Source organism: Bordetella genomosp. 5 (assembly GCF_002261475.1).
Taxonomy (GTDB): Bacteria; Pseudomonadota; Gammaproteobacteria; order Burkholderiales; family Burkholderiaceae_B; genus Bordetella.
Genome location: NZ_NEVN01000009.1, coordinates 263000 through 288408 on the forward strand (window position 1 = coordinate 263000; position 25409 = coordinate 288408).

Here is a 25409-nt window from a genome sequence, read left to right on the forward strand (position 1 = left end):
TCGCAATTTCTAGAATGGCCTGAACGACGCCCGTGGCTCGCATGCACAGGAAGCGTCGTCATACCAACACAAGGGAAACGACCATGCACGCTCACGCCTTCCAAGCCTTCCGCAGTACGACACGCCGGTGGCGCCACGCGCTCGCCGGCCTGCTCGCGACGACCACGCTGTGCGCCGCCTCCGCGGCGGCCGCGGCCTACCCCGATCGCTCCCTCCAGCTCATTCTGTCGTTCCCGCCCGGTGGCGCGACGGACGTGCTGGCGCGCGAGCTCGGGCTCAAGCTCGGCGCCGTGCTCGGGCAGTCGGTCGTGGTGGTGAATCGGCCCGGCGCGGGCGGCCTGATCGGCATGCAGTCGGCCGCCCGCTCGGAGGCCGACGGCTACACGCTCTACATCTCTTCGGTGATGTCGAACTCGATCTACGAAGCGCTCAACGGCAAGCAACAGATCTCGCTGGACGGCGACTTCGATGCCGTCGACGGCATCGCCAGCGCCCCGCACATTCTGGTGGCGCCGACCCAGCTGGGCGTGCGTGACATGGCCGGACTGGTGCAGCTGCTCAAGGCGTCTCCCGACAAATACAACTACGCGTCGATGGGCGCCGGCACGCTGTCCAATCTCGAGGCCGAGATTTTCAAGGAACAGACCGGCGTGCAGGCGCTGCAGATTCCGTACAAGGGCAGCAGCCAGGCGATCCCCGAGGTCATCAACGGCAGCTCCGCGTTCATGTTCGACAGCGTGACGAGCTCGCTGCCGCACAAAGACGCCGGGCGCATTGCCATCCTGGGCGTGGCGTCGGCCAAGCGCCTGTCGGTGCTGCCGGACGTGCCCACGTTCAAGGAGCTGGGCGTGCAGGGGCTGGAGGCCGAGAACCTGTTCGCGCTGATGGTGCCCAAAGGCACGCCGCCGGACCGCATCGCGGCACTGGCCCAGGCCATGGACAAGGTGCAGCAGGACGCGGCCTTCCGCAAGGCGATCGGCGCGCAGGGCTTCGAAATCAGCGAGATCTCCGGCACCGCGTTGCCGCAGTTCATCCTGGACCAGCAGCGTTTCTGGAAGGACAAGGTCCGCACGCTGAACATCAACACCGGCAAGTAAGCCGCTCCCTTCGACATCCCTGACTCGCGACATGCCTCATTCCGACTCGTTCTGGCAGTTCCCTTATCCTTCGCAACGCATGCCCGTGCTCGCCGACAACGTGGTGAGCACGTCGCAGCCGCTGGCCAGCGCGGCCGGCCTGCAGATGCTGGCGCGCGGCGGCAACGCGGTCGACGCGGCGCTGGCCACCGCCATCGCGCTCACAGTCGTCGAGCCGTGCATGAACGGCATCGGCGGCGACATGTTCGCGCTGGTGTGGCACGAGGGCCGATTGCACGGTCTGAACGCATCCGGCCGGGCTCCGGCCGCCTGGGAAACCGCCCGCTTCGCGCACCTGGATGGCATGGACGCGATCGGCTGGGGCAGCGTGACCGTGCCGGGCGTGGTGTCGGGTTGGCGCGAGATCTGGGAAAAGTTCGGCTCGCTGCCGTTCGAAGATTTGTTCGAGCCCGCCATCCGCTACGCGCGGGACGGCTTTCTGGTTTCGCCGACCGTGCACCGCCAGTGGCAGCGGCAGGTGCCCAAGCTGCAGGGCCAGCCGGGATTCATGGAGGCGTTTGCCCCCGGCGGCCGCGCACCGTTGCCCGGCGAACGCTTTCGCTGCCCCGGCCAGGCCACCACGCTGGCGAGCATCGCGCTCAGCAAAGGCGATAGCTTTTATCAAGGCGAACTGGCCGAACGCATCGCGCGCCATGCCCGCGAGACGGGTGGCCTCTTGACCGAAGCCGACCTCGCCGCGCACCGGGCCGACTGGGTCGAGCCGATCTCCACCGCCTATCGCGATCTCGAACTCCACGAGATCGGCCCCAATGGTCAGGGCATCGGCGCGCTCATGGCGCTGGGCATGCTGCGCGAGTTCGACCTCGCGGAGGCCGGCCTGGACACGGCGCGAACCCTGCACCTGCAGATCGAGGCGATGCGACTTGCCTTCGCCGATATGTACGAACACGTGGGCGACCCGGCCCACATGCCGCTCGGCCACGCGCAACTGCTGGACCCCGCCTACCTCGCCGAGCGCGCCCGCCTGATCGACCCGCGCCGCGCCGGCACGCCGCGTCCCGGAACCCCGCACAGCGGCGGCACCGTGTATCTCACGGCCGCCGACCGCCACGGCACCATGGTGTCGTTCATCCAATCGAACTTCAAGGGATTCGGTTCCGGCGTGGTCGTGCCGGGCACCGGTATCGCGCTGCAGAATCGCGGCTGGGGCTTCAGCACCCGCGCGGGGCATCCCAACGTCGTGGCGCCGGGCAAGCGCCCGTTCCACACCATCATTCCCGGCTTCGTCACGCGCAACGGCGAGCCGCTCATGAGCTTTGGCGTCATGGGCGGATCGATGCAGGCGCAGGGGCATGTGCAGATGATGAGCCGTCTGGCCGACTTCGGGCAAAACCCGCAGGCGGCCAGCGATGCGCCGCGCTGGCGCGTCAAAGACGACAACGTCGGCATCGCGGTCGAATGGAACTGCCCGCCCGAGGTCGTCGCGCAGCTGCGTGACATGGGGCACGACATTACGGTGTCGCCCCGCTTCGACCTGGAGTTCGGCAGCGCACAGATGGCCATGCGCCTGCCGTCGGGCTATCTCGCCGCATCCGACCATCGCAAGGATGGTTACGCCGTGGGTCTCTGAGCGGGGCGCACGCCGCCATAAGGCAGCGTCGAGTTTCCTCGTGTTGGATTTGGTTTCATTATTGCGGCACGGGCGCGGGGGCCTTGAGGGAAAATTCCTCGCGCGCGCAACCGGCGCCGCAGACCGACCCGAGCCCCATGCAAAAGACCGACAAGCACGCCTTATCCGTGCGTGGGCTGGCCCTGGTGCTCTCGTGCGCCGTGCTGGCCCCCGCCGCCGCGCAGCCGGCCGGCCCCTGGACACCCGCGGGCGCCACGGCCTGCGACTTCGGCGCCTGGACGCAGGACGCCAAACCCGCGATCCGCGTGCATGCCGCACCGGCCGCCGACGCGGCGGTCGTGGGCTCCCTGCCCACCACCCGCAACGATGCCGACGCCGACTACTACAGCGTCAACTTCCAGGTGCACGAAGCGCGCGCGGGCTGGCTGCGGATTTCGGATGCCAACGACGATGACAGCGCGGGCGACCACACCCGGCCGCGTCCCGTGTACCGGGGCACCGGATGGATCCGCTCGGACGACGCGCGCATCGGCATCCAGTCGGCCCGCGGATATGCCCGCCCCGACAGCGCGAGCGCGCGCCTGCTGGATTTGGGCGACGACTGGCTCACGGATCGTGGCACCATTAGACATATCGTGGCCTGTCAGGCTCCGTGGGTGCTGCTCGATTACGAGATCGACCGCGGCACCGGCATGCAGCGCCTGCCCGAAGCGCAACGCACGCGCGGCCGCGCCTGGTTCCGCGGGGTGTGCTCCAACGCCGTGACCACCTGCGACATGCGCTCGGTGGACAACTGAACCCGCCGCATTCTTTTCCACTCCGACCGAAGAACAACACATGCTCAAACAATCGCTCGTATCTTTAGGCCTGGCATGGTCCCTGGCGCTCGGCGCCGCCGCGCAGGCGCAGCAGGCGCCCGCCGCCCCGGCAGCGCCCAGCAACGTCGAGCGCTTCGGCCCGTTCTTCTATCTGCCCAGCCAGCCCACGATGCTGCTCTACACCGGCGGGGTCGGGGCGAACGACCTGCTGAACCTGAAGAAGGCGCTGCGCGAGCATCCGACGATCAACACCCTGATCCTGAAAGACAATCCCGGCGGCCTGGTGCACATCGGGCTGGTCGTGGCCGAAGAGGTCTACGATCGCGGGCTCAACACCTACATCCCGCCCGACAGCTTCTGCGCGTCCGCATGCGCGTTCGTATATTTCGCGGGCCGCGTGCGCATCGCCGACGGCCGTCTGGGCGTGCATCAGATCTCGGCGCCCGAGCTGACAGGCGAGGCGGCGCAGTTCGGCGTGTCCGATATCGTGTCGACGCTGCCCAAGTACGGCGTCTCGGCCGATGTGTTGGGCATCATGTTCAGCACGCCGGCCAAGAGCATGTATTTCTTCACGCCGCAGGAAATCGAGAAGTACGGGATCAACCGCACGGGCGCCACTCGCACCGCGCAGGCGTCGAGCCCGCAGCAGGGCCAGCCGCAGCAGCAGCAACAACCGGCCGCGCAGCCGCGCACGGGGGTCACGCAAAGCGAGGCGCCGGCCAAGCTGCCGCCGCGCGGCGCCGCCCCCGCCGCGGGCACCACGGCCAATCCCTACATGGACAAGCCCGCGGGTACGCCGCCCAACACGCCGCCCAACACGCCGGCGCAGCCCGCCAAGCCCACCGACGAACAACGCGCCATCAACGCGGCCGCGCTGATGATCCAGGCCGGCAGCGCCACCAACGAAGAAGCGATGAACTTCACGCGCGAGTTCTACGCCAACGAGGTCGATTACTTCAAGAAGCAGCGGCCGAAGTCGGAGATCCTCGACGACAAGCAACGCTATTTCGCGCGCTGGCCGGTGCGCCGCTTCACGGTCGATCAGAATTCGCTGACCGCGAAGTGCCAGAGCGGACTGTGCCAGGTGCGCGGCATCTATGACTTCAAGGTGTCCAGCCCGGAACGCGGCCGCACCGCCACCGGCACCTCGAACTTCACGTATGTGCTGGACCTGCGCAACGGCTATCGCATCGTCATGGAAGACAGCGAAGTCATCAGCCGCTGACCACCGGACGGAGTTTCTTATGCGCTTTTCCCGCCTTCCCCTTGCCGCGCTGCTGTCGCGCGCGGCGGCCTGCGTCACGCTGGCCCTCGCGGCCACGCCGGCGCTCGCCATCGACTGCGCCAAGGCCCAGACCGCGCCCGAAAAGCTGATCTGCAGCGATGCACGCCTGAAGAAGGCCGATGCCGAGCTGAACCGCGCCTATGCCGATCTGCTCAAGCAGGCGGGCGACGACGGCCTGCGCACCATGGTCCGCGAGAGTCAGCGCCGCTGGCTGCTGGCGCGCGACCGCGGGCTCGACACGCTACAGGAAAACCTGGAGGCCGGCGACCGCGAGGGCACGCTCGCGGATGCCGCGCTCGAAATGCTCGCGGCCCGCACGGATGCCCTGAAGGCGAAGTCCCGCGATGGCAAACCGGATCTGCTGGCACGCGCCGCGGCGCAGCGCCAGTTCCTGGCCAAGTTTTCGGGCGGCGAATATGCGGGCTATCAGACCAGCTGCGACGTGCTTCCGCCCGACTACAAAAACTACGCCTGCTTCGCCACCCGCCACTACCAGAACGATGATCGCATCTGCAGCGTCGACGAGTATTTCGCCACCAACGCGGCCTATACCCATCGCTACGTGGCCGACGTGAAGGAAGGCAAGCCCACCCTGATCGCGACCTGCAATTTCAGCGGCGGAGAATCGGGTTGCCCGCAACCGGGCGACGCGACGGGCCGCTGGAACACCAGCCCGCCGCCGTTCGAACGCGAGTTCTACGCCAGGGGGCTGCCCAAGGTCGACGCGGAAATCTACGACGTCGACGATCACGCGTGGCTGCAGGTCTGCCTCACGGACAAGCGCTTTCCGCTCGCGGATCCCGGCGACTCCGGCGAGACACCCCGCCGCTGAAACACGCAATCCGGTGTACGCCGGGCAAACAGATCCCCACGCGCAGGCTTGCCGTGGGGATTTTTCTTGCCCGCGCGCGCACGCCGATGCGTCCGTGCGCTCGTCTGCTCAGCCGCTCTCGGCGCTGCCGGCAGACGCGGCAGGCGCGTACACCACCAGCCGCAGATGGCGGTCGGCATCGATCGTGAGCGAGGTGTGTTCGTAGCGCGCGAGCCGGCCGTCGACGCACAGCGTGCGCACGCCTTCGCACGGCGCGTGCACGTCATGGCGCGCCCACCATTGCGCGAACTCGGGCGAGACCTTGCGCAGCTCCGCCACCAGCGCATGGATGTCGGCCTCCTGCGTGGCATGCGCGTAATCCCGGCGAAAGCTCGACAGCATCAGCGGCGCCTGGGTTTCCCAATCGTGAAAGCATTCGCGCAGAAAGGGATCGGTGAACAAAAGCCAGAGCAGATTGCGGCGGGCCGGCGCGTGCTGCCAGAACCCGAACAGCGTGTCCGCCGGGGCATTGCAGGCCAGCACATCCCAGCGCAGATTGAGCACATAGGCCGCGTGCGGCGCCAGATCATGCATCAGCCGCCGCACCATCGGCGGCACCACGCAGAAGGTGCGGGCCGGCTCGGCCGGCGGCCGCGCATGGGCCAGCAGGAAGAGATGACGCCGCTCGGCGGCATCGAGCCGCAGCACGCGCGCCAGATTGTCCAGGAACGCGGCCGACACCCCGATGTCGCGGCCCTGCTCGAGCCAGGTGTACCAGGTGACGCCGACGCCGGCGAGCGCGGCCACCTCTTCGCGCCGCAGGCCCGGCGTGCGCCGACGTCCGCCGACGGGCAGGCCCACCTCATGAGGCGACACTCGCTCCCGGCGCGCGCGCAGGAAAGCCGCCAGCTCGTGCCGCGTTCGACTCAGATCACGCATCGCAGCCGATTGCCTCTAGTAATAGCATAAACAGCTAAATTGTAATGGCTTAAAGGGAGCACGAGAATGGCCGCTTTCGTATCAGGAGCCTTACGTGAATCCGGTCTCATCCACCTGCCCTCCTTCCCTGTCCGGCCTCGATGTCCGCCCCACCCTGCCGCGCACGGTCTACCTCGTGGCACTCGGCGCCTTCGCGCTCGGCATGGCGTCGTACGTGATGGCGGGTCTGATCCCCCTGGTGCAGGCCGCCTTCGACGTGCCGGTGGCGCTCGCCGCGCAGCTGGTGACCGCCTTCACCCTCGCTTATGGCCTTGGCTCGCCGGTGATCGTGGCCCTGATCCCCGCCCGGCGCCAGCGCGCCGCGCTGCTCGCGGCACTGGCGCTGTTCGTGCTGGCCAATGCAGGCAGCGCGCTGGCGACCGGCTTCTCGTGGCTGCTGGCGTTTCGCGCGCTGGCAGGCGTCGGCTCGGGCGTGTATCTCGCGGCCGGCATCGCGGCCAGCGCGGCCGTGTGCCCCGCGGCGCTGCGGGGCAAGGCCATTGCCGTCATCATGGGCGGCATGGCGAGCGGCACCGTGCTGGGCGTGCCGATGGGGCTGGTGCTGGCCGAGAAACTGGGCTGGGCCAGCGCGCTCTGGCTCGTGACCGCGCTGGGCGCATGCGCCCTCGTGGGGCTGGCGAAACGCCTGCCGCCGCTGCCCGCCGACGACGCGCCGCTGCGCCGCAAGCTCGCGCTGCTGGGCGACGGCCGGGTACTCACCATCCTGATGGTGTCCCTGCTGGCCGCGGTGGCGAGCCTCGGCATGTACACCTTCATCGCCCCGCTGCTGCAATCGCCGGACCATGGCGCGGTCACGTCGATCGCGCCCTATCTGTGGGTGTGGGGCTTGGGCGGCATCGCCGGCAGCGTGCTCGTCGCGCCGCTCGCGGTCCGCATGCGCGGGCCGGTGCTGGCCCTCTGGATCATGGCGGCGCTCAGTGCGGCTTTGGTGCTGCTGCCCCTGGCCTCGAGTCTGCATCCCTGGCTTGCGCTCGCGCCGATCGCCCTGTGGGGCGCCGCCGGCTGGGCGTTGCAGGTCCCGCAGAACAGCGAGCTCATCGCAGCGCGCGCCGCGCAGGGCGACGGCAATCTCGCCGTGGCGCTGAACGAATCGGCCCTCTATCTCGGCAGCGCCATCGGCGCCGCCGCGGGCGGCCTGCTGCTGGCGCTGCAATGGCCGGTGGGCAGGCTGGCCTTCACGGCCGCCTTGCTCGGCGTGGCGGGCACGCTGTTGCAGGCGCTTCAGGTGCGTCGTTCGGCGCGGTCCCGCGCGGCCTAAGGCTGACGCCGCAGCACCTGGCCGGGGCGCTCTCCAGTCGTACGGCCGTCGCGCCACACCGCCACGCCATTGGTCCAGACCCGCGCGATACCCATCGCGGGCTGGACCGGCTGCGCGAAGGTCGCCCGGTCGGCCACGGTCGCCGCGTCGAGCAGCACGAGGTCGGCCCAGGCGCCCTCGCGGATGTGCCCCCGGTCGGCGAGGCCGAACCGATCGGCCGTGAGACCGGTCATCTTGTGGATCGCCTTTTCGAGCGGAAAGAGCCCCATGCCGCGCGCGTAATGGCCGAGCACGCGCGGAAAGCTGCCCCACAGCCGCGGGTGCGGGGTCTCGTCGTGCGGCAGCCCGTCCGAGCCGATCATCGTGTCGTCGAACTGCAGGATGCGCGCCACGTCGTCTTCGTGCATGCGGAAGTAGATCGCCCCGGCCGGTTGCAGGCGTTCGACCGCCGTCTCGACCGGGCAGCCGAGTTCGCGTGCCACGTCCGACAGGTCGCGTCCCGAAAACCGTGGCATCGCCTTGGACCAGGTGACGATCACGCGCGCCGCGCCATCCACCAGTTCCTGCTCCAGGATGGTCGACGAGGCGTTGTAGGGATAACAGTCGAGGCACACCGCCTGCTGCCGCATCTGTTCGGCGATGCGCGCCAGCGTCTCGACCGAACGGCCATGGTTGGCCTGCCCGACCACCTTGTGGTGCGAAATCACCACCGGCACGCCGAGCTCGCGCCCGATGCGAAAGGTCTCTTCGAGGCAATCCATCACCGTATCGCCCTCATCGCGCAGATGCGTGGTGAAGATGCCGCCGTGCGCACGCAGCGGCCGGCACACGTCGATGACCTCTTCGGTGCTCGCCGCGCGCGACGGCCCGTAGGCCAGCCCGGTGGACACGCCGATCGCCCCCGCCTGCATCGCCTCGTCCACGTGGTCGCGCATCCGCGCGATCTCGGCATCCGTGGCCGGGCGCTCGAGGTCGTCGACCGCCAGCACGCGCAGCGTGATGTGGCCGAGCAGCATGGCGCAGTTCGTGGCGGCGGGCTGTTCGCGCAGCGCCTGAAGATAGTCGCCGAAGCGGGCATGACGGAACCACTGGCCGTCGTTGTCGAGCAGGTCGAGCGGCGGGACGATCCGGGGCGGACGCGGCGCGAGCGAGATGCCGCAGTTGCCGCCGATCACCGTGGTCACGCCCTGGCTCACCTTCGGTGTCATGGCGCCGTCCGAAAGCAGCGCCCGATCGTCGTGCGTGTGGGCGTCGATGAAGCCGGGTGCGAGCAGCAGCCCGCGCGCATCGACCTCTTCACGGCCGCGGGCGCCGGCAAGATCGCCCACGCGCACGATGCGCCCGCCATCGACCGCCACGTCGGCCTCGAAACGCGGCGCCCCGCTGCCATCGGCGATCTCGCCGCCGCGTATCACCAGATCGTGCACGGGGCTCATTGCGCGGCCTTTTTCAGGTTCCAGAAGAGCGTCACGGGCGCTTCGAGGATGCCGGTCAGGCGGGTGCTGTAAGCCGCCGGAATCTGGAATTGCCCGAGCGGCGCCACCACGCCCTCGTCGATCGCGAGTTTCTGGATCTGCGTGGCGATCTGCTTGCGCTCGGCGGTGTCGTTGGCCTGCGCATACTTGAGCCGCAGCGCTTCGATCTCGGGGACGTCGGGCCAGCCGGCCCACGCCTTGACACCGTTGGACTGCAGCGTCGTGTTGCCGAACGGATCGCCACTCGTGGCCAGGATGCTGTACGTGGAAAAGATGCTCCAGCCGCCTTCGGACGGCGCCTTCTGGTTGCCCTGTTGCGACACCACGCTCTGCCAGTCCATCGCTTTCATGACCACGTTGAAGCCGGCCTTGCGCAACGCGGCGCCGACGACGACGGGCTGCGCGGCCACCATCGCCAGGTCGGAAGGCTGCAGCACGATGACCGGCGTGTTGTCGTACTTGGCCTCTTTCAGCAGCGCCTGCGCGCGCTCCAGGCGCGCCGGCACGACCCAGTCTTCGCCGTAGTTGTCGCCCAACGGATTGCCGCAGCCCATCACGGCGGCGCAGGTCTTGTAGTACTTGGGATCGCCCACCAGCGACTTCAGCACATCCTCCTGACTCACCGCCGCGATCGCGGCCTGACGCACCAGCTTGTTGTCGAACGGCGGATGCAAATGATTCATGCGGAAGTAGGTCCAGGCGCCCAGCGTGTCCAGCACCTTGACCTGCAAGTTATCCTGGCCTTGCACCATGGGCAGCAGATCGAACGGCACCTGCTGCAGATAGTCGACCTCGCCGCTCTGCAGCGCGCTCACCGCGGTCATCTGGTCGGGCATCGCCACCCACTCCACCCGCTCCACGTTCACCACCTTGCCGCCGGCGGTCCAGCTGGGCGGCTCCGCGCGCGGCACGTAGTCGGTGTTCTTCGCGTACACGACCTTCAGACCGGCCTTGAATTCGTCCGCCACGAACTTGAACGGGCCGGAACCCACGAACTCCTTGATGGGCTGGGCGCTGGGCGTGTCGGCGATACGCTTGGGCATCATGAAGGCGGGGCGCGAGCTGAGCTTGGCCAGGCCTTCCAGCAACAGTGTGGTCGGCTGCTTGAGCACGATGCGGAATTGCTTCGCATCGATCACGTCGATGCTGTCGGTCATGCGCATCAACACCTGCCCGGTGGCATCCACGTCGGCCCAGCGCTTGAGCGAGGCCACGCAATCCTCCGCGGTGACCGGGCCGCCATCGTGCCACTTGAGCCCGTCGCGCAGCGTGAAGGTGTAGGTCTTCTTGTCTTCCGACACCGTCCAGCTCGCCATCTGCGGCTGCACCTTGAACTGCGCGTCGGTGCCCAGCAGGGTGTCGTAGATCATGTAGCCATGATCGCGCGTGAGAAATGCCGTGGTCATCACGGGATCGAGGACCCGCAGCCCGGCCTGCATCACCACCGTAACCGTCTGCGCCCGGGCCTGCGGCGCCAGGCCGGCGCCCAGTGCCGCCGCCACGAAACAACTGCCCAGGACTGCCTGCATGCGTTTGCTGAGGTTCATGTCGTTTTCCCTTGAGTCGTTATGGATACAGCTTGTTGTGGTCTAGTCGGCGCGACCGGACTCCAGCGCGCTGAGCGGTTCGCTGCGCAGCGCCTCGGGCAGGTCGTGCACCATCCGTGTGAGCGCATCATCGATGCGTTGCCAGCCTTCCGGCGTCCGCAGCGGCACGCCCAGAAAATGGCTTTCGGTCTTGGCGCGCAAGGACAGGTACAGCACGCCGGCCAGCATGATGCTGACGTGCGCCGGCACATCGGCGTCACGGGTCAGGCCGTCCACGCGGTCGATGAAGGCGCGCGCCGTGCGCTCGCGCCGATCGGCCAGTTGCGCGGTGACTTCGTTGCGCTCGACGAGCTCCCACAGCCGGATCTCGCGCAATGCCTCGTTGTTTGCCAAAGCCTCGGTCTGCGCGCGCAGCATGCCCAGGATGAGCTCGGCGGGGGTCTGTTCGCTCGATTCGCCGCCCTTGAGCAGGTCGGCGCGGCCCGTCCAGTAATCCTGCTCGCGCATCCACGCCAGCAGCAGGCCCGGCATGCCGTCGAAATAGCGGTAAATGAGCTCCTTGCTCACGCCGGCGCGCTTGGCGATGGCGTTGATGCCGGCGCCGGCCATGCCGGTCTCGCGAATCTGGTCTTCGAGCGCCTGCATGATCTGGCGCTCGGTCTGCTCACGGCGCGACATGGGCACTCCGCATCAGTAAGGTGTTGTTCGCCGCCAGGCTGGCCGGCAACACCCGGCCATCCCGAACCTCGACGTAGAGCTCGGTCGCGGCGTGCCCCACCATCGCCCCTTCGCTCCAGACTTCGGTACCGAGATAAATCACGGTGCCGCGCCGATCCAGACGCGCCAGACGCGGATTGGCGGTTGCGATGGCGGTGATGTGGCCCTGGGCATCGATGTCGACCCGATCGTGCGGCGCGGTGCCGAGCGTCGTGGCACGCGTGAGCGTCACGAACCGCAGCGCGGCCGGCGCCCCGGTCAGCGTGCACCACGCTCGTTCGCCCACCTGCGCGGCAAGGTCGCCGCGCGCGTAAATCGAGTTGTGCAACAGCGCCAGACTCGCCGCAGGGGTCCGCCGCTCGAAGCGTCCGAGGTCGTTCCGGCGCAGCACGCGCGCGGTGTCGGCCAGGCCGATGCGGCCACCGGTATCGAGCGCGAGCAGCCCCGCATCCCACTGCGCGTGTGTCCCTAGCACCGCATCCACGGCGGCCTGCGGCGCCTCACCCTGCGCCATCCGGCGCAGCACCGACTGATTCAGCGGCACACCATCGGTGCCCGCGAGATTCGGCAGCCGATGGCCCGCGACCAGCCCCACGCCGGCCTCTCCGGCAAGGAACTGGGTGAGGGGTTCGGGCCGGTCCGGCCCGCTGGAAATCACGGCGGCGTACGGCGCATCGCGCCACGCCGCGGGCAGGTCCAGGCTGCTGATGCCCTCGCGCTGCGTCGTGCGGTATTCGAGCCGGCCGTCGGCGTGCAGCACGGCGAGCACGGCGAAGCCGCCGATGGCGCCGCGGCCCAACAGCTCTGCGGTCAACACTGCGTCATAAACCGTCGCGCCCGCGTGAGGGCCGGCGGCGGCTACCCCGATGGTCATAAGGCCTCCGCAATGTGACCGAGTGGTCACACGCCGATGCTAGTGCGGGCCCTTGCCGCGGAAAAGAGAGGGAAAACCCGTTCGGGAGGCGCGGCATCGATCACCATGCCCTATATCGGACTCGGTCTTCACGTCATCATCGCGCTGTTTTATCCTCAACGACGCCCGGCATCTGCCGCGCCATGCGCAGAAGAACAACCGCGAGTGGGTCCAGCGCGCACGCATCGGCCTGGGCGCGGCCGACCGGGTCGCCACGCCACCGCTGCAGAACGGCTGAGGACGAGACGCAGCCGGCCCCGCGCGGCGGGTCGCCCGGCGTTGCAGAGAGCCTTCCAGCAAGGCGCCGCGCCTCAAGTCGCTACGAAGCGGGCCACCACGGCGAGCGCCAGCCCCGTGACCGCCGCCGCGCAGGCCGTGCCGACCAGGCGGCTCGGCCGATAGCTCAGCATCATGGCCACGCCGAGCGCGCCGCAGGACAGCATGCCCAGCCACACCAGGCTGCCTACGGCGGTGCCCCAGCCCTGCAGGCAGGCCGCCAGGCCCGCCATCCCGAGGACGGCGGCGCCGAGGCGCAAGGTGAGCCTCAGCGTCGGGGTCGTGCTGACCTCGCCGCTCACCTGCTCGTAATGCCTGTCCATGGCAAGCGCCAGACAGCTGAAGCCCGCGAAGCACAACATCAGGGTGCTCAGCGCGGCGATCAAGGTATTCATGCCGCCCCCATGAGCCGCACGGCGAGCGCCAGCACGGCGGTCGAGACCAGCACGCCCAGCCAGCCGCGGCGCGCGCCGAAGACCCACAGCGCCGCCAGCGCATACAACAAAAAGCTCAGCAGGCTGCCTACCACCACGCCGAGCGCCGGCGACACCACGCCGAGGCGTGCCATGGCCTGTGCCAGCGCCGTCGCGGCCACCGCCGAGCAGCCGTACCCGCCGACGATGGCGCAGAGCACACGCCCCGCCACGCGCCAACGGTGCCCGGGCGGGGCCGCCACGATGCGGCCGGCCTTGGGCGCCGCCCAGCCCCCTCGCCGCATACGGCGCGCGAGCAGCGCGAAGCCTGCGCCGAACAGCACCACGGTGACTTCCACCATCGCGGACGGCCACTGACCCGCCAGCGCATACGCGAACGCGTGCTGGCCGGTCGTGACGGCATTCACCAGCGGCAGCAGCAGACACAGCAATGCGCTTACCGCGAACTGCTCGAACCAGGCGCGCTGCACGGGCCGCAGCAAAGCTTGCACAAGGCTCGCGAGCCATAGCGCGAAGAAGGCCTTGATCTCCCAGGCGTCGCGCCCGGGCAGCGCCGCGGGCAGCAGACGATTGGCATGGAAATAACCGATACAGGCAAGGCACGCCCCCGCGATCGCGGCCACGTTGAGAGATTCGGTCAGGCGATAGAAGACGGGCGTGAACACCCCGAACTCGCTCTCGCCCCGGTTGCGTCGCTTGAGCGTGTACAGCACGGCGCCGGTCGCCATCATCAGCGTGCCCGCCAGTCCGCACAGAAAGTAAAGCCATCGGATGGTCCAGCCGCCGTAGCGCGCCAGATGCAGGCGTTCCATCACCTCGTGCGCGGCATCCGCGGGCTCGGCCCCGGCACGCTGCACGGCCGTGAAGGCGCCGCCCGCGCCATCGAGGAAGGCGCGCCCCGCCGCACCGCTCAGTTGCCGGAGCTCGGCCGCGGGGTCGGGACGCGCATACACGCCGACGCGTTCGCGTGCCTGGCCGGGCCGCTCGACCATGACCATCCGCGCCGGGCTGCCGATCGCCCGCTCGGCGGCATCCAGCACCACGCCGAGCTGTTCGCGCACCGGCGTGCCCGCCACATAGGCGGGCCGCGCCGGCAACGGCTCGGACGCGTCCGGCGTGACCGCAAGCGCCAGCTCGGCCGCCCAGCGCCCCGCCCCGTTCTCGCCGTACATGGTCTGTAGCGGCGCCGGCATGTAGCTCGTATAGAAAACGGCCAGCCCGGTGTACGCGATCATCAACTGGAACGGCAGCGTCAAGACCGCCGACGCATTGTGCCCGTCGAGCCAGGCGCGCTGCCCCCGGCCCGGCCTGAACAGAAAAAAGTCCTTGAAGATGCGCTTGTGCACCACCACGCCGGAGATCAAGGCCACCAGCATGCCGACGGTCAGCCAGCCGACGAGCCAGAAGCCGAAGCCCCCGCCATAGAGCGTGTAGTGCAAGGTCATGAAGTGCCGGCCGCCCTCCGTCTTGCGGCCCCACGGCCCCTGCAACAGTTCGCCGCTGCGCGGATCCATGGCGGCGTCGTGCGTGACGCCATCCTGGCCGCGCCAGAACAGGCGCATCGCCTGCCCGGACTCGCCGGGCAGCTCGATGCGCCAGAAGCGCGGGCTCGGATCCTGCGCGGCCAGGTGGCGCGAGGCCGCCGCGAGCACGGCATCCCGGGACAGCGTTGCCGACGCCTCGGGCAGCGCCGGCTCGGCGCTCATCCACGCGGTGATCGGTGCGCGAAAGACGCTGATGCTGCCCGCCAGAAAAATCAGGCACAGCAGCCAGGCGCACACCAGTCCGCACCAGGTATGCAGCCAGCTCATGCGCTGGCGCAGGCCCGCCTTCATCGTCAGAACGTGCCGCGCAAGGTCAGCATCGCATTACGCGGCTCGCCGTAATGGATGCCGTTGACCATGTTGCCCACTGCCGCGTAATAGGTCTTGTCGAACAGGTTGTTGACGTTGAGCGTGGCCGCCCAGTTGCGGTTGATCTGGTACTTGGCGTAGGCATTCCAGACGGCACGGCCGCTGGCATTGGCCGTGAGCGCGCCCACCTGACGCGATTGGCCGCTCTGCACATTCACGCCGCCGCCCACCGTGAACGCGTTCCACTCGCCCGGCAGCTGATAGGTGCTCCAGAGCCGGAAAATGTGCTTGGGCGTGTACCAGGCGAACGACATGCCCTCGCTGCTTTCATCCTTGATGTACTTGGTGGTGTTGAAGGTGTAGCCGGCGTAGAGATTCCAGCCGCGCGTGAGCTCGCCACTGATCTCGGCGTCGAAGCCCTGGCTGCGCACCTTGCCCGAGTCGGTATAGCAGTAGTAATCGGCCGCGCAGGTGGGACTGCTGTTGAAGTCCACCTGCGCGCGATTGCTCTGGTCGATGCGGAAGATGGCGAACGCGGTGTTCACCCGGCCGTCCAGCAGCTCGCCCTTCAGGCCCAGCTCGTAGTTCTCGCCGATGATGGGCTTCAGGCTCTGGCCGGCCGCATTCACCGCGCTCTGCGGCTGGAAGATGTCGGTGTAGCTGGCGTACGCGGTCCATTGCGGCGTCAGGTCCAGCAGCATGCCGGCATAGGGCGTGAAATGCGTGTTCTTCTGGGCCGTCTGACCGCGCGTCAGCACGCCGCCGGTGGTCGTGTCGGTATCCCAGAAGCGCGCGGAGCGGCTGAAGCGGCCGCCGAGCACCAGCTTGAGCGGGTCGGCCAGATGCAGACGCGTCGTGCCGTAGAAGCCCAGCTCCCGCGCGGAACCGATGCGCAGCTCGTTGGTGCCGGCCCGGATCGCGTCGCTCGACGGCTCCGGCAGATCGGGATCGAAGTGAAACGCGTTGAAGCTGTGGTAATTCAGCAGGTACGAGTAGCCGGTATCGATGCGGTTGTGCGAGTAGTTGGCGCCCAGCACCACCTCGTGCGCGCGGCCGAACGCATGCACCTTGCCCACCAGGTTGGCGTCCAGGCCCGAGGTGTCGATGTCGGCCACCGTGCGGGCCACATTGACCAGCGCCATCTGCGTGACCGGATTCACGGCGCGGCTCGAGGTCGTGTACTTGAGATACTGCTTTTCCTTCACATAGGCGCCGGTCACCTTGACGCGCCAATCGTCGTTGAAGGCATGCGTGAAGTCGGCGTAGAAGCCATCGTTGCGCGTCTCCTGCCGGTTCCAGTTGGCGCCGTAGCTGGTGGAGCGTTTGAAGCCGACCTCCTCGCCATTGGCGTAGCGGGGCAGGCCCGACAGCGACGGCCGGCCGCGCAGGTCCTCGTGGCTATAGCCCAGATTGATCTGCGTGCGCGGCGTGATGTCGTACTCGATCGTGCCGTAGAAGGTGGTGTTCTGCATGTCCACCCGATCCACGAACGAGTGGTTGTCCTGGCGATCGACCAGCGCACGGCCGCGCAGGCTGCCCTCTTCGTTGAGCACGCCGCTGCCGTCGAGCTGCAGACCGTAGCGGTCCCAGCTGCCGGCCTTGGTCTCGACCATGAAGCGGTCTTCGGCGAGCGGACGCTTGCGCACCAGGTTGACCGCACCACCCGGCGAGCCCGACCCCTGCAGCAGACCGGCCGCGCCGCGCAAGACCTCGACACGGTCGTAGAACGCCGTGCCGCCCGAGTAGTTGCTGGCGCGGCCGTACATGCTGCGTTCCAGCGGCACACCGTCGTACTGGATGACGCTGCCCTCGAAGCCGCGCGAATAAAAGTATTTGCCGCCTTGCGGGCTCTGCTGCAGCGTGACGCCGGTCGTGTTCTCGAGCGCGTCGTACACCGAAGTGAGGTTCTGCTCATCCAGGCGCTGACGCGTCACCACGCTGACCGACTGCGGCAGCTCGCGCAAGGTGGTCTCGCCCTTGCCGATGGTGACGGCGGGCGTCGTGTACGAGCCCGTGCCCTCGGTCATCAGGCGGAATTCCTGCCCGGTCACCGTGACCGGCTCCAGCGTGGCCGCACCGCCCGACGCCGCGCGCCGCACGGCAAACCCGCCCCCGGCCAGACGCGCCCCCTCGAAGCCGGTGCCCGCGAGCAGTGCCCCGAGGCCGCGTCCCGCCGTCCACCGGCCCTGCAGCCCGGGGCTGCGCAGGCCTTCGACCTGGCCCGCGTCGAACGACACATTCACGCCCGCGACACGGGCGAACTGGTTCAGCACCTGGTCGAGTGGCCCCGCGCCGATGGCGAAAACATGCTCGGCTTCCTGCGTGGCCGCCGTGGCCTGGGCATGTGCCGCGGGAGCATGCCAGAGGGCGGCGGCGCCGCACAGCGCCGTGGACAGCGCGACAGACAAAACGGTCGGGACGGGCAGACGGCGTGCCAGCGGATGGAGACGAGCGGAGGTCATTGCTTCTTCTTGAAAGGGCCAGGTTGAGAGACTTCTTTCCCTGTAGGCCGGTCAAGAACTCGGATCCCCTCACTTTTTCCGAAAATATTTTTCGCAGGGCTGCGCTGCCCCGCATGCGCCGATGTCAGGCCGGCATCACCGTGACCCAGTAGCGCGTCCAGTAGCGCAGGCGGATCGGCAGCGTCTGGGCCAGGAATTGCAGCGCCTGATCGACGTCGTTGACGTGATACGTGCCCGAGACGCGCAGATCGGCCACCTCCGGCGCGCAGCGGATGCGCCCGTGGCGGTACCGCCCCAGCTCGGCCAGCAGATCGGCCAGCCGCATGTTCTTGCCCACGATGGCGCCGTCCACCCAGGTATCGGGCGCCATCACCGGCGCGGCTTCCTGATGCGCGCCCATGCGTGCCAGACGCCAGGCCTGTCCGGCCTGGGCCACCACCGGCTCGCCGCCTCCCGCGGGCCGCAGGGCCACGGCATCCTGCTGCACACTCACGCGGGCGCTATCGTCGTCCAGCCGCACCACGAAACGCGTGCCCAGCGCCTGCACCACGCCGAACGGCGTGCGTACCAGAAAAGGCCGCTTTTGCGGCGAGGCCGCGTCGGCGCCCGTCTCGATGTAGACCTCGCCGCGATGCAGGGTCAGCACCCGTTCGGCGCCCCCCATCTCCACGCCGACCGCGCTGTCCGTGTTGAGCACGAGCAGCGTGCCGTCGGCGAGCGTCAGCCGCTCGCGACGGCCCACCCCCGTGCTGACGTCCGCCAGCACGCGCTGCCAAGGCGTCTGTTCGCGCACCACCCAGCCGGTGCCGAGCAACCCGCCCGCCAGGACCAGGCCCTTGAGCACCGCGCGCCGCTGCTGCCGGCGCGCCGCGTGCGCGCCGCCCATGGCGGTCAGGGTGTCGAGCGCCAGGCGCTGCGGCACGGCGGCGAAATCGGCGTTCAGGGATTGCATGCGCGACCACGCGCGCTCGTGCACCGCCGCCGCCTTGCGCCAGCGCTCGAAGGCCGCACAGGTGGCGGAATCAGGGGTACCGAAATGGAGCTTCACCGACCAGGCGATGGCTTCGTCGACGACCGCGGACGGGATGGGCGCGAGCTCGCTCATGCTTCACCGAACCGATACGCATAGCACTGCCGCAGGCCCGCCGCCACATAGCGCTCGGCCGTGGCGAGCGACACCCCGAGCCGCTGCGCGATCTGCGGGCAGCTCATGCCTTCGAGTTGCGCCCACAGAAACGCCTCCCGCACCTTGGGCTTGAGCGCATCCAGCATCTGGTCGATCTTGATGAGCGCCTCGAGCACCAGCATCCGGCTCTCGGGCGACGGCGCGAGCTCTTCGGGCGTGCGCGCCAGCACATCGAGCCAGGCGCGCTCGAGCTCACGGCGGCGCCAGTGGTCGACCAGCAAGCCGCGGGCGATCGTGCTCAGATACGCCCGCGGCTCGCGTGTCTCGACCGCGGCCGGCCGGCGCAGCAGCCGCACGAACACATCGTGCGCCAGATCGGCGGCTTCGCACGAATTGCCCAGTTGACGGCGCAACCAACCCTGCAACCACCCATGGTGGTCCGCATACAGCGTCTCGACTCGGTCTTGCGTCGTGGGGGGCATCGCAGCGCTTGCAAATGATAATTATTATTAATTTTAGTGAAGAGACCGGACGCAGGCAAGGCATCCGCGCGGTGCCGCCGCGCTGCGCGCTGTCGGAAGTCGAAGCGACGACGGCCGCCGGCGGTCTCGCACAAACGCGGTTGAACGGCCTTGGGCTAGGGTAATTGCCCAAATTGACCGACATGAATGTGCGCTACGCTGCCTGCCAGAGATCGATCTCAGACACATTCCAGCGCAGAGGAAACAGCAGGCTCATGCACAGATTCGATGTCAAGTCCGTGGGCCTGCGAGGGCTCATGCTGAGTCTGGTGCTGGTCGCCGTCCTGGCCACCCTCGCCAATTGCCTTTCCGTCGCCTACAGCGTGCAACGCGATGCCCTGGTCCGTTCGGCGATCGACGCCAATCGCGCTTACGCGTTCAAGACGGCCTCCAGCATCAGCAAGTTCCTCAGTTCGGTGCAGGAGCGCCTCGCCTTCAGCAGCGCGTTGCTGGGCGCCGACTTTTCCAACGCGGCGCTGCGCGAGACCGAGGCCAGGCGGCTGCAGGTTCAGGATTCCGAGCTGGATTCGGTGGTGATCATCGACGCGCAGGGGCGCGTCGTGCAAACCTATCCTGCCCTGCCCACGCTGCAAGGCACCGTGATCCGCTCCGCCGAGCTGACCCAGGCCCTGCGCGAGCGCAAGCCCGCGATCAGTCACGCCTACCGCGGCCAGACCGGCAACCTGCTCGTTTTCGTGTCGTGGCCCATCCACAGTCCCACCGGCGAGTTTTTGGGCGTAGTCGGTGGCTCCGTCTATCTCGAACAGCACGGCGTGCTGCACTCGCTGATCGGCGAGCACCAGTTCCAGACCGCCTTTGCCTTCGTCGCCGACGACAATCACCGCCTGCTCTACCACCCGGATCATCGACGGATCGGTGAGGTGCTGTCCTCGAGCGCCACGGTGGATGCCGCCCTGCGCGGCGAAGCGGGCGGGATGGAAGCGATCAACTACCAGGGCATCCCCATGCTGGCCGGCTTCGCCGAGGTGCCGAACGCGCGTTGGGCCGTCGTGACGCAACAGCCGCGCGACGAAGCGCTGGCTCCGGTGAAGGTGATGATGCGCGACATGCTGATCGGCATGATTCCGGCCGGTGTGGTCGGGCTGGCGGTGATCTTGTTGGGCGCAATGCTGATCACGCGCCCCTTGCGCCAGCTGTCCGATCAGGCGACGCATCTGGCCGATCCCGAGGCCGCCACGCGCATCAATGCGATCCGCGCCTGGTACGCCGAGGCGGCGGCGATCCGGCAGGCGCTGATCGCCGGCGTCCAGTTACTGCACCAGAAGATCACCGGCCTGCGACGGGCCGCCGACACCGACCCGCTGACCGGACTCGCGAACCGCCGCGCCATGAATGCGGCGCTGGCGCAGTGGGATGACGGCGGTCAGCCGTACGCCCTGCTCGCGCTCGACATCGATCACTTCAAACGCGTCAACGACACCTTCGGCCACGACGTCGGCGACGTCGCGCTCCAGCATGTGGCCGCTGCCATCGCCGACAGCGCCCGCGACAACGACCTGCCCTGTCGCGCGGGCGGCGAGGAATTCTGCCTGCTGCTGCCCAATGCCAACCTGGACGCCGCCCGGCGCATCGCGGAGCGCATTCGCGCGCGCATCGCCGGCATGCCGATCGAGGGCGTGGGCAACCTGACCATCTCGATCGGCGTGGCCGCCACATCGGCCGGCACGCCGGCGGCCGCCGCTATCCTGAAGCGGGCCGACGAGCACCTGTACGAGGCCAAGCGCCAGGGCCGCAATCGCGTGGAAGGGTGAGCCGCTGCTTCCATCCACAGGGGCTTTTTCTGTTTCCTGGCGCGCTGCAGCCAGTTCAGGGGCCATCATGGGTTTCAGCCTCGATGCTTTAGCATAGGGGGCAATTGGCGCGACAAGCCTGCAGCTTTCGCGGCCGGGCTCGTAGCGGTTCGTGCGATCTTCAATCTGAAGTTACTCCCTCCAGGGCGAGAGCCCGGCGCATCATGGACATAAAGTGCATGCAAAGCTTCGTCGAGGTCGTCGAAGCCGGTTCGTTCGCCGAAGCGGCGCGCAAGCTCGACCTGACCTCGGCCGCCATCGCCGCCCGCATTAAGGCGCTGGAGATGGACCTGGGCGTAGCACTGGTCAAGCGATCGGGCCGCTCGGTCAGGCCAACCGAAAGCGGCATGCGGATTCTGGAAGGCACCAAGGCGGCCATCCGGAATATCCGTGACCTGCGCGCCATTGCCATCGATGGGGACCAGCCCGGCGAGTTCCGCATCGGTTGCTTCGTCTCGGCGCTCACGAACGTGCTGCCCCACATCCTCAAGTCCCTGTACCGCCGGCATCCGGATGCATCGGTGTTCGTTACGCCGGGCGGCTCCATCGACCTGTGCGCCAAGGTGGTCAACGGAGAGCTCGATGCGGCGATCGTGGTGGAGCCCCAGTTCTCCGTGCCTAAAAGCTGTCTCTGGCAGCCGTTCATGGAAGAGCCGCTGGTCGTCGTGGCCCCTTCCCATCTTGCCGGGCAGGACGCCCACACCCTGCTGTCGACCCAACCCTTCATACGCTATGACCGGAATATCTATGGCGGTCAGCTGGCGGACCGCTATCTGCGCGATCATCAGATCTGGCCGAAACAGCGCCTGGAGATCGACGGCCTGCTTGCCATCGTCGCCCTGGTGCACGAAGGCCTGGGCGTCGCGCTGATTCCGGACTGGTCCTCCATGTGGAAGTCGCTGGATGTGGCGCGCATCCCCCTGCCCAACCGCGCCCCCGTGCGCAGGAACGGCCTGATCTGGAACACCCGCGGCCATCACGCCAAGATGGCCGCGTCGATTTCCCAGGACGCCCGCGCCATTTTCGGGGGCCTGGAAGAACGCGAGGCAAAGGAGTAACCCTACTTCGGTTTGGCTGGCACGCCGCGCAGGAAATCAAAATCGACGCCCTTGTCGGCCTGAGTCACCGTATCCAGGAAGAGCTTTTTGTAGCCGCGCTCGGCCGTGGGAGGCGTGACGGGCTGCTCGCGGCGGCGGCGTTCCAGCTCTTCTTCGGGGATCAACAGGGAAATCTCCCGCTGGCTGACGCTAAGCCGTATGCGGTCGCCGTTGCGCACATAGGCCAGCGGCCCGCCTATGGCGGCTTCCGGCGTGACGTGCAGCACAATGGTGCCGAAGGCGGTGCCGCTCATGCGGCCGTCCGATATCCGGATGATGTCCTTCACGCCCTGAGACGCCAGTTTCTTCGGGATAGGGATGTAGCCCGCCTCCGGCATGCCGGGCGCCCCCTTCGGCCCGATGTTCTTCAGTACCAGTATGTCCTGCGGCGTGACGTCCAGGTCCGCGGCGTCGATACGGCTCGCCAGGTCCTCGGCGTTCTCGAACACCACGGCGCGCCCTTCGTGTTCCATCAGCGCGGCATTGGCAGACGACTGCTTGATGATGGCGCCTTCGGGCGCCAGGTTGCCCGACAGCACGGCGATCCCTCCCTGCGGATAGATCGGGTCCTGCCTTGTCTTGACCACGCTCTGCGTGAACCCCGGTCCCGCGCGCTCGATCTCCTCGCCAAGCGTCCTGCCGGTCACCGTCAGCGCATCGAGCTTCAGCAAGGGCTTGAGCTCGCGCAGCAGCGTGGCCATGCCGCCAGCCTTGTGAAAGTCTTCCATGTAGTGCTGGCCGGAAGGCTTCAAGTCCACCAGAACTGGCGTCTCGCGGCCCATGCGGTCCAGCGCTTTGAGGTCCAGGTCCAGGCCCAACCGCCCGGCGATGGCGGTGAGATGGATGATGCCGTTCGTCGATCCTCCTATGGCCAACAGCACCCGCATCGCATTCTCGAACGCATCCGCGGTGAGGATCTTCGAGATGCGCAGGCGTTGCCTCGCGATTTCGACGGCCTGCGCGCCGGTGAGTTCGGCGATGCGCATTCGGTCCGCCGTCACTGCGGGAGGCGTGGCGCCACCAGGCACCGTCATGCCCAGCGCTTCGGCGATGCACGCCATGGTGCTTGCGGTACCCATGACCGAACAGGTGCCCACGCTGGCCACCAACTGGTTGTTGACGTCGGCGATCTCCTGGTCGTCGATCTCCTCGGCCCGGTACTTGCCCCAGTACCTGCGGCAATCCGTGCATGCGCCGACTCGTTCAGAGCGATGCGACCCCGTCAGCATCGATCCCGTCACCAGCTGGATCGCAGGAATGTCCGCGGAGGCGGCGCCCATCAGCTGGGCAGGCACGGTCTTGTCGCATCCGCCTATCAACACCACCGCATCCATGGGCTGCGCGCGTATCAGCTCCTCGGTGTCCATGGACATGAGGTTGCGCAGGTACATGCTCGTGGGAAAGGAGAAGCTCTCGTGGATGGAGATGGTCGGGAAGTCCATTGGCAGCCCGCCGGCGAACATGATGCCGCGCTTGACCGCTTCCAGCAGCTGCGGCGCATTGCCATGGCAGGGGTTGTAGGCGCTGCCCGTGTTGGCGATGCCGATGACGGGCCGATCCAGCGCCCCGTCCGTATACCCCGCACCCTTGATGAAGGCCTTTCTCAGGAACAGCGAGAATCCGCTGTCGCCGTAGCTGGTAAGGCCCTTGCGCAGGCCGCTAGCCTCGTCCTGCGCCGCCACGTTAGTTCTCTTGCTCATCTTGTTCGGCTGCTTCCAGTTACTTTGCGGTGATGCCACCGTCGCGGATGACCTTGGCCCACTGCTCGATTTCCGCGTTCAGGCGCGCCTTGGAGGCATCGACGTCGAGCGCGTCGGCGTAGACGCCTTGCTGCAGCAGCTGGGCCTTGGCATCGTCCTTGGCCAGCGCAGTCACCAGCGCTTTGTTGATCTTGGCGACGATGGGAGCCGGCGTGCCCGCCGGCGCCATGACGCCAAAGAGCGAACTGACGTTGAAGCCGCTGAAGCCCTGCTCCTCTGCGGTCGGGACGTCCGGCAGCATCGACACGCGTTGCGGCGTCAACACGGCCAGCGGCCGCAGCTGGCCGGACTTGATAAAGGAGATCGCGGCCGGGACCGTCTCCGTCATCGTCTCCACCTGGCCACCGACCAGGTCGGTCATGGCCGGGCCGCTGCCGCGGTAAGCCACGTGCACGATGTTGACGCCCGTGATCTGCTTGAACAGTTCCATGGCCATGCGCTGGGGAGCGCCGGCGCCCGATGAGGCGAAGTTGAGTTTTCCGGGTTTGGCTTTTGCGTAGCTCACCAGCTCGGCCAAGGATTTGATCGGCAGCTCGGGATTGACCACCGCCACCAGCGGGACGAAACCAACTACCCCGACCGGCGCAAAGTCTTTGCGCAGGTCATAGGCAATGGTGTCCTTTTCCAGGGTCGCCATGACCGAGTGCGAGGTCAGCGCTCCCATCAGGAGGGTGTACCCGTCAGGCTGCGCGCGCGCCACTTCGGCAGCGCCGATATTGCCGCCCGCCCCGCCCCGGTTCTCGATCACGACCTGGCCCCCGATCTGCTCGCTCAGGCGCTGGCCTACGATACGTCCGATGACGTCGGTCGCGCCGCCGGGCGGGTACGGGATGATCAGGCGAATGGGCTTGCTGGGATAGGTGTCGGCAGCCTGCGCGGATGCATGACCGGAAACGGTGAACGCAGCGGCCGCGATGAACGCAGCCGCCGCGATGTGTATGCGCTTGCGCGCGGCATTCTTACAGAACATTTTTGTCTCCCGATGCGTTCTTATGGCCTTAAAGCTCTAGGCGCATGTTCGCAAACTATCGTCCGGGAAAAGAAAAAAAAATTTATGTTCTGTCCAAAAAATCTCTACGCTCGGAGGCGGAGCCGGTCAGGCAAGTCCCAGCAATCTTTCCGTTTCTCGGGCCAACGCGACCACCCGCGGGCCGATGTCAGCCCCCAACCCACGGGATGGGCCTGATGGGCGCGAAGCGCAGCGAAAGCGCCCGCCCACCCGAACCAGGCAGAGACCCGGCAAGTCCCGAAATGCGCTGCTGCCACCGAGTGCACATCCTTGCCTTGATGCCGCCTGAACTTGCTCACCGCCAACTGCAGGTTCGTTGTCCCATATGTTGTCCCATATGCCGAGCAAAAAAAAAGGTTAGCTCAACAACATTGAGCTAACCCTTTGATTTTATTGGTCGGGGCGGTGGGATTCGAACTCACGACCCTCTGCTCCCAAAGCAGATGCGCTACCAGGCTGCGCTACGCCCCGAAGGACCGAAACTATACCAGATCGGGGTGGGCGGCTGTA

20 protein-coding genes and 1 tRNA gene are annotated in these 25409 nt (G+C 67.6%); 8 read left to right on the forward strand and 13 right to left on the reverse strand.

The window, feature by feature from the left end; genetic code table 11:
- Positions 1 to 83 precede the first annotated feature (83 nt).
- From CEK29_RS17655 to CEK29_RS17675, 5 genes are all read left to right on the forward strand, one after another.
- Entirely contained in the window at positions 84 to 1097 is a 1014-nt protein-coding gene (locus tag CEK29_RS17655; protein WP_170948532.1) for a Bug family tripartite tricarboxylate transporter substrate binding protein, read from the forward strand.
- Between the two features lie 31 nt (positions 1098 to 1128).
- A complete protein-coding gene (locus CEK29_RS17660) occupies positions 1129 to 2727 on the forward strand; it encodes a gamma-glutamyltransferase family protein (RefSeq protein WP_094858842.1) in 1599 nt (532 codons plus the stop codon).
- Positions 2728 to 2864: 137 nt separating this feature from the next.
- Positions 2865 to 3524, forward strand: a complete 660-nt coding sequence (locus CEK29_RS17665; RefSeq protein WP_094858843.1) for a hypothetical protein — start codon at positions 2865 to 2867, stop codon at positions 3522 to 3524.
- 40 nt (positions 3525 to 3564) lie between these two features.
- Complete coding sequence (locus tag CEK29_RS17670; protein WP_094858844.1) at positions 3565 to 4770, forward strand: hypothetical protein; 1206 nt, start codon at positions 3565 to 3567, stop codon at positions 4768 to 4770.
- A 19-nt stretch (positions 4771 to 4789) separates the two neighbouring features.
- On the forward strand, positions 4790 to 5662 hold the full coding sequence (locus CEK29_RS17675) for a lysozyme inhibitor LprI family protein (RefSeq protein ID WP_094858845.1): 873 nt from the start codon (positions 4790 to 4792) through the stop codon (positions 5660 to 5662).
- Positions 5663 to 5770: 108 nt separating this feature from the next.
- Here CEK29_RS17675 and CEK29_RS17680 read toward each other — a convergent pair whose 3' ends face one another.
- Entirely contained in the window at positions 5771 to 6580 is an 810-nt protein-coding gene (locus CEK29_RS17680) for a helix-turn-helix transcriptional regulator (protein ID WP_094858846.1), read from the reverse strand.
- A gap of 94 nt (positions 6581 to 6674) precedes the next feature.
- Between CEK29_RS17680 and CEK29_RS17685 the strand changes: the two genes are divergently transcribed.
- A complete protein-coding gene (locus CEK29_RS17685) occupies positions 6675 to 7898 on the forward strand; it encodes an MFS transporter (RefSeq protein ID WP_255176187.1) in 1224 nt (407 codons plus the stop codon).
- Here CEK29_RS17685 and CEK29_RS17690 read toward each other — a convergent pair.
- From CEK29_RS17690 to CEK29_RS17730, 9 genes are all read right to left on the reverse strand, one after another.
- Positions 7895 to 9334 (reverse strand): N-acyl-D-amino-acid deacylase family protein, encoded by a 1440-nt coding sequence (locus CEK29_RS17690; protein WP_094858847.1) that lies wholly within the window; start codon positions 9332 to 9334, stop codon positions 7895 to 7897. The two genes, CEK29_RS17685 and CEK29_RS17690, sit on opposite strands and share 4 nt — an antisense overlap.
- Positions 9331 to 10920 (reverse strand): ABC transporter substrate-binding protein, encoded by a 1590-nt coding sequence (locus CEK29_RS17695; RefSeq protein ID WP_094858848.1) that lies wholly within the window; start codon positions 10918 to 10920, stop codon positions 9331 to 9333. Before CEK29_RS17695 ends, CEK29_RS17690 begins: the two co-directional genes overlap by 4 nt.
- Before the next feature lie 42 nt (positions 10921 to 10962).
- Positions 10963 to 11598 carry a TetR/AcrR family transcriptional regulator gene (locus CEK29_RS17700; protein ID WP_094858849.1) on the reverse strand — a complete coding sequence of 212 codons (636 nt, stop codon included), beginning with the start codon at positions 11596 to 11598 and terminating at the stop codon, positions 10963 to 10965.
- A complete protein-coding gene (locus CEK29_RS17705; RefSeq protein WP_094858850.1) occupies positions 11585 to 12511 on the reverse strand; it encodes a DUF6963 family protein in 927 nt (308 codons plus the stop codon). The genes CEK29_RS17700 and CEK29_RS17705 overlap by 14 nt, the downstream gene beginning before the upstream one ends.
- Before the next feature lie 350 nt (positions 12512 to 12861).
- The gene (locus tag CEK29_RS17710) at positions 12862 to 13221 is read right to left on the reverse strand and encodes a DUF3325 domain-containing protein (protein ID WP_094858851.1); all 360 of its coding nucleotides are present in this window, start codon (positions 13219 to 13221) and stop codon (positions 12862 to 12864) included.
- A complete protein-coding gene (locus CEK29_RS17715; protein ID WP_094858852.1) occupies positions 13218 to 15095 on the reverse strand; it encodes a PepSY-associated TM helix domain-containing protein in 1878 nt (625 codons plus the stop codon). The genes CEK29_RS17710 and CEK29_RS17715 overlap by 4 nt, the downstream gene beginning before the upstream one ends.
- A gap of 2 nt (positions 15096 to 15097) precedes the next feature.
- Positions 15098 to 17575, reverse strand: a complete 2478-nt coding sequence (locus tag CEK29_RS17720; RefSeq protein WP_094858853.1) for a TonB-dependent siderophore receptor — start codon at positions 17573 to 17575, stop codon at positions 15098 to 15100.
- A gap of 124 nt (positions 17576 to 17699) precedes the next feature.
- Positions 17700 to 18680, reverse strand: a complete 981-nt coding sequence (locus CEK29_RS17725; RefSeq protein ID WP_094802648.1) for a FecR domain-containing protein — start codon at positions 18678 to 18680, stop codon at positions 17700 to 17702.
- On the reverse strand, positions 18677 to 19183 hold the full coding sequence (locus CEK29_RS17730) for a sigma-70 family RNA polymerase sigma factor (RefSeq protein WP_094802650.1): 507 nt from the start codon (positions 19181 to 19183) through the stop codon (positions 18677 to 18679). Before CEK29_RS17730 ends, CEK29_RS17725 begins: the two co-directional genes overlap by 4 nt.
- A 254-nt stretch (positions 19184 to 19437) precedes the next feature.
- On the opposite strand from CEK29_RS17730, the gene CEK29_RS17735 reads away from it, so the two are divergent.
- Positions 19438 to 20994 carry a sensor domain-containing diguanylate cyclase gene (locus tag CEK29_RS17735; protein ID WP_094858854.1) on the forward strand — a complete coding sequence of 519 codons (1557 nt, stop codon included), beginning with the start codon at positions 19438 to 19440 and terminating at the stop codon, positions 20992 to 20994.
- A gap of 203 nt (positions 20995 to 21197) precedes the next feature.
- Positions 21198 to 22091 (forward strand): LysR family transcriptional regulator, encoded by an 894-nt coding sequence (locus tag CEK29_RS17740; protein WP_094802654.1) that lies wholly within the window; start codon positions 21198 to 21200, stop codon positions 22089 to 22091.
- Between the two features lie 2 nt (positions 22092 to 22093).
- Here CEK29_RS17740 and CEK29_RS17745 read toward each other — a convergent pair whose 3' ends face one another.
- The 3 genes from CEK29_RS17745 to CEK29_RS17755 form a co-directional block, all read right to left on the reverse strand.
- Positions 22094 to 23830: an IlvD/Edd family dehydratase gene (locus tag CEK29_RS17745; protein ID WP_094858855.1), complete on the reverse strand. Its 1737-nt coding sequence runs from the start codon at positions 23828 to 23830 to the stop codon at positions 22094 to 22096.
- Between the two features lie 19 nt (positions 23831 to 23849).
- Positions 23850 to 24860: a Bug family tripartite tricarboxylate transporter substrate binding protein gene (locus CEK29_RS17750; RefSeq protein ID WP_094802658.1), complete on the reverse strand. Its 1011-nt coding sequence runs from the start codon at positions 24858 to 24860 to the stop codon at positions 23850 to 23852.
- A 433-nt stretch (positions 24861 to 25293) separates the two neighbouring features.
- A tRNA-Pro gene (locus tag CEK29_RS17755) sits at positions 25294 to 25370 on the reverse strand.
- Between the last annotated feature and the right edge of the window lie 39 nt (positions 25371 to 25409).